We start from the raw sequence: 3,333 nt of genomic DNA, 5'->3' as shown, positions 1-3,333 counted from the left end.
CCTCTGTGCTCCGCAGTCCTCCTTGGCACAGGTAGACCAAGGGGTACTCCCTCGCATTGGACTCTCCAAGAAAATCAATCCGAGTTTCACACTCAATTCCAGTATACAATCAAGAGCATCATTCTATCGACACCGCACCGACTCACCTCCTGGCTTAGAACACGAATTGCTGGACTGGACTTCTCTCCTCGCCTATCGAACCGGTCCACGTTCCAAGGTACAGATCGGCTACATGCTACGCTTTGAGGATGAGGATCTTATCCATAGAAGCATTCAACGCTTCTCTGTCGTACATGAGTTCTTGAATGGACGATTGGGTCATCGCATTGGGACCGATCAGACCTTCTCCTCAGATGAGTCGGAGGAATACCGACTGAGATATAGGATTTCATGGGAAACGGCACTGCAAGGTGAGCAAGTCGACACGCGGGAATTCTACTTGGTCCTAAGCAAGGAGTTCTTCGGAAAACTCCAAGACCAAGATACAGAGACGGAATTGCGTTTGGGAGCCCAGCTAGGCTATCAACTCGACTCCCGATGGACATTGGAAGCTGGTCCCGACTATAGGTGGAGTGACCTGCGCAGCCCAGAGGCCCAGATCATCTGGTGGTCCCTGAATTGCTATTTAGAGTTGTAGTTTTCCTCGCATATCCGTTTCCGCGCTGCATTGTATACATTCACCCTCACAATACGCAAGCTATCACCATGACCGACCAAGAGATTGCCAAAGAAGTAGAACTCCAACACATCAAAGAGATCGCTCAACGACTGGATCTGGATGCAGATGAGATCGAGATGTATGGGCGGTATAAGGCCAAACTCCCCCTTTCCAAGATCGACCTGGACCAAGCCAAGAAGAGTCACCTCATACTGGTCTCTGCTATCTCTCCCACTCCAGCCGGTGAGGGTAAGACCACCATGTCCATCGGACTGAACGAAGGGCTCAATCGATTGGGCAAGAAGAGTGTGGTCGTCTTGCGGGAACCTTCACTAGGTCCTGTCTTCGGAATCAAAGGGGGTGCAACAGGTGGAGGCTATTCCCAGGTGCTTCCTATGGAGGATATCAACCTACACTTCACAGGAGACTTTGCAGCCATTGAAAAGGCGCACAACCTGCTTTCTGCCGTCATTGACAACAACATCCAAAGCAAGACCAATTCTCTAGGTATCGATCCACGCACCGTGACCTGGAAACGGGTCATGGATATGAATGACCGAGCCTTGCGCAGGATCATCGTAGGACTCGGAGGAACCACATCAGGAGTTCCTCGAGAGACCGGTTTCGACATTACAGCAGCGTCTGAGATCATGGCCATTCTCTGTCTATCGACCGACCGGCTCGATCTGAAGAAACGACTGGGTAACATCTTCATCGGATACACCTTCGATAAACGCGCCATCTATGCTCGGGACTTGAAGACCGAAGGTGCTATGGCTGCACTTCTCAAGGATGCCATCAAGCCCAATCTCGTGCAGACCATCGAGGGCAATCCGGCCATCATCCACGGTGGACCTTTTGCCAATATCGCACAAGGCACCAACTCGGTCATCGCTACCCGTATGGGGATGAGCCTGGCCGATTATACGGTCACAGAAGCCGGCTTCGGTTTTGACCTAGGAGCTGAGAAATTCTTCGATATCAAATGTCAGAGTGCCGGATTGAAGCCGGAAGTCGTAGTTCTTACGACCACTATCAGGGCATTGAAATATCACGGAGGAGCCGACCTGAAATCCTTGACCGAACCGGATGTGGAGGCTTTGACAAAAGGTGTCCCCAACTTGGAGAAGCATCTGGAGAACATCGGACACTTCCATGTCACTCCGGTCATATCGGTCAATCGATTCCTCACTGATACAGATGAAGAAGTGGCTGTCATCCAGGAGGTTGCCGATCGATTGGGTATCCGTATCGCCATCTCTGAAGTCTGGGCCAAAGGCGGTGAGGGAGCCCTGGACCTAGCTCAACATGTCGTGGACATCATCGAAGAAGGTCGCTCGGATTTCAAACCACTGTACGATTGGTCCCAGTCAGTGGAAGACAAGATCAGCACTATCGCTACTCGTATCTACGGTGCAGAACATGTGGATTATACGGCCAAGGCCAAAAAGGATCTACGTACGATCAGCGATCTAGGGCTAGACGGATTGCCGGTATGCATCGCCAAGACTCAGAAATCCCTCTCTGACAATCCCAAACTCTTGGGAAGACCCAAGGATTTCATCATTACTGTTAGAGAGATAGAGATCGCTGCAGGTGCAGGATTCCTGATTCCGATCACTGGGGATATCATGCGTATGCCTGGTCTACCTGCACACCCGGCTTCTGAACTGATCGATATCGATCAGGACGGAAATATCACCGGACTGTTCTAAGCAGATCAGTAGGTCGCCATAGTCTCATCGATCTCTTGCGCCCATGCTAGTATTCCTCCTTCTAGATTGAGCAGGTTGTCATAGCCATGACGTTCTTGGAGTAATGCGATCACATCGTGACTTCGTTTGCCCGATCGGCAATGGACCACCACCGGACGGTCTCGAGAGATTGACTCCAGCTTCGACTCCACTGTAGACTTTGGGATCAGCTCTGCTCCGATATTAGCGATCTCATACTCATTGGGTTCGCGTACATCGATCACCTGTACATCCTCTCCTTTATCCAATCTTTCGGATAGTTCTCCGACCGTGATGCTCTTGACCTCGGTCTGTTCTTCTGCGGGTCCTATGCCACAGAACTGCTCATAGTCGATCAGTTCGATCTGGTCAGCATGTTCAGTACGGATGCTATGTTTCTCGGAATAGCTCAGTTCGAATACCCTGGGTTCGAATTCAGATGTGTTCAGGGTGAAGAGTTTCCCGGAGAGAGGTTCTCCTACGCCTGCAGCGATCTTGATGACCTCATTGGCCTGTAGGCTGCCGAGAATTCCCGGCAGTACGCCTATGACTCCCCCTTCTGCACAACTGGGAACGAGACCGGGTGGCGGAGGCGATGGGAACAGGTCCCTGAAATTGGGCCCATAGTTCCCTTCCGGGTCCCTGTAATTGAATACACTCAATTGCCCTTCGAACCGGAAGATCGAAGCGTACACATTGACCTTTCCAGCCTTTACCGTGGCATCATTGACCAGGTATCGCGTGGGGAAATTATCCGTCCCGTCTGCGATGATGTCATACTCGGAGATGATATCCAAGGCATTCTCACTGCTCAGCCTAAGATTATATTTCTCGAATTCCACAAAGGGATTCTGACGTTGAAGGCGTTCGAGTGCGGCCTCCACCTTTTGACGACCGATATCGTCAATTGTATATAGGACCTGACGCTGAAGATTGCTCGAC

Annotated in this window: 3 protein-coding genes; 2 read left to right on the top strand and 1 reads right to left on the bottom strand. The window is 51.0% G+C overall.

Going from position 1 to position 3,333, the window contains the following annotated elements:
* Together HKN79_07665 and HKN79_07660 are read left to right on the top strand one after the other, a co-directional pair.
* Positions 1 to 637, top strand: a 637-nt coding sequence (locus tag HKN79_07665; protein NNC83438.1) for a DUF2490 domain-containing protein, incomplete at its 5' end; no start/stop codon positions are given.
* Positions 638 to 705: 68 nt separating this feature from the next.
* Positions 706 to 2,373: a formate--tetrahydrofolate ligase gene (locus tag HKN79_07660; protein NNC83437.1), complete on the top strand. Its 1,668-nt coding sequence runs from the start codon at positions 706 to 708 to the stop codon at positions 2,371 to 2,373.
* A 5-nt stretch (positions 2,374 to 2,378) separates the two neighbouring features.
* Here HKN79_07660 and HKN79_07655 read toward each other — a convergent pair.
* Positions 2,379 to 3,333 (bottom strand): molybdenum cofactor biosynthesis protein MoeB (locus tag HKN79_07655; GenBank protein ID NNC83436.1); only part of this gene is annotated, 955 nt, incomplete at its 5' end.

It is taken from the genome of Flavobacteriales bacterium (genome assembly GCA_013001705.1).
Taxonomy (GTDB): domain Bacteria; phylum Bacteroidota; class Bacteroidia; order Flavobacteriales_D; family JABDKJ01; genus JABDLZ01.
Note: the sequence above shows the minus strand (reverse complement) of the source record. Positions and strands in the feature narration are given on the sequence as shown.

What these genes read in the sequence shown, in the direction of transcription:
- HKN79_07660 (NNC83437.1), top strand. Translation starts at nt 706, where the DNA reads ATGACCGACCAAGAGATTGCCAAAGAAGTAGAACTCCAACACATCAAA.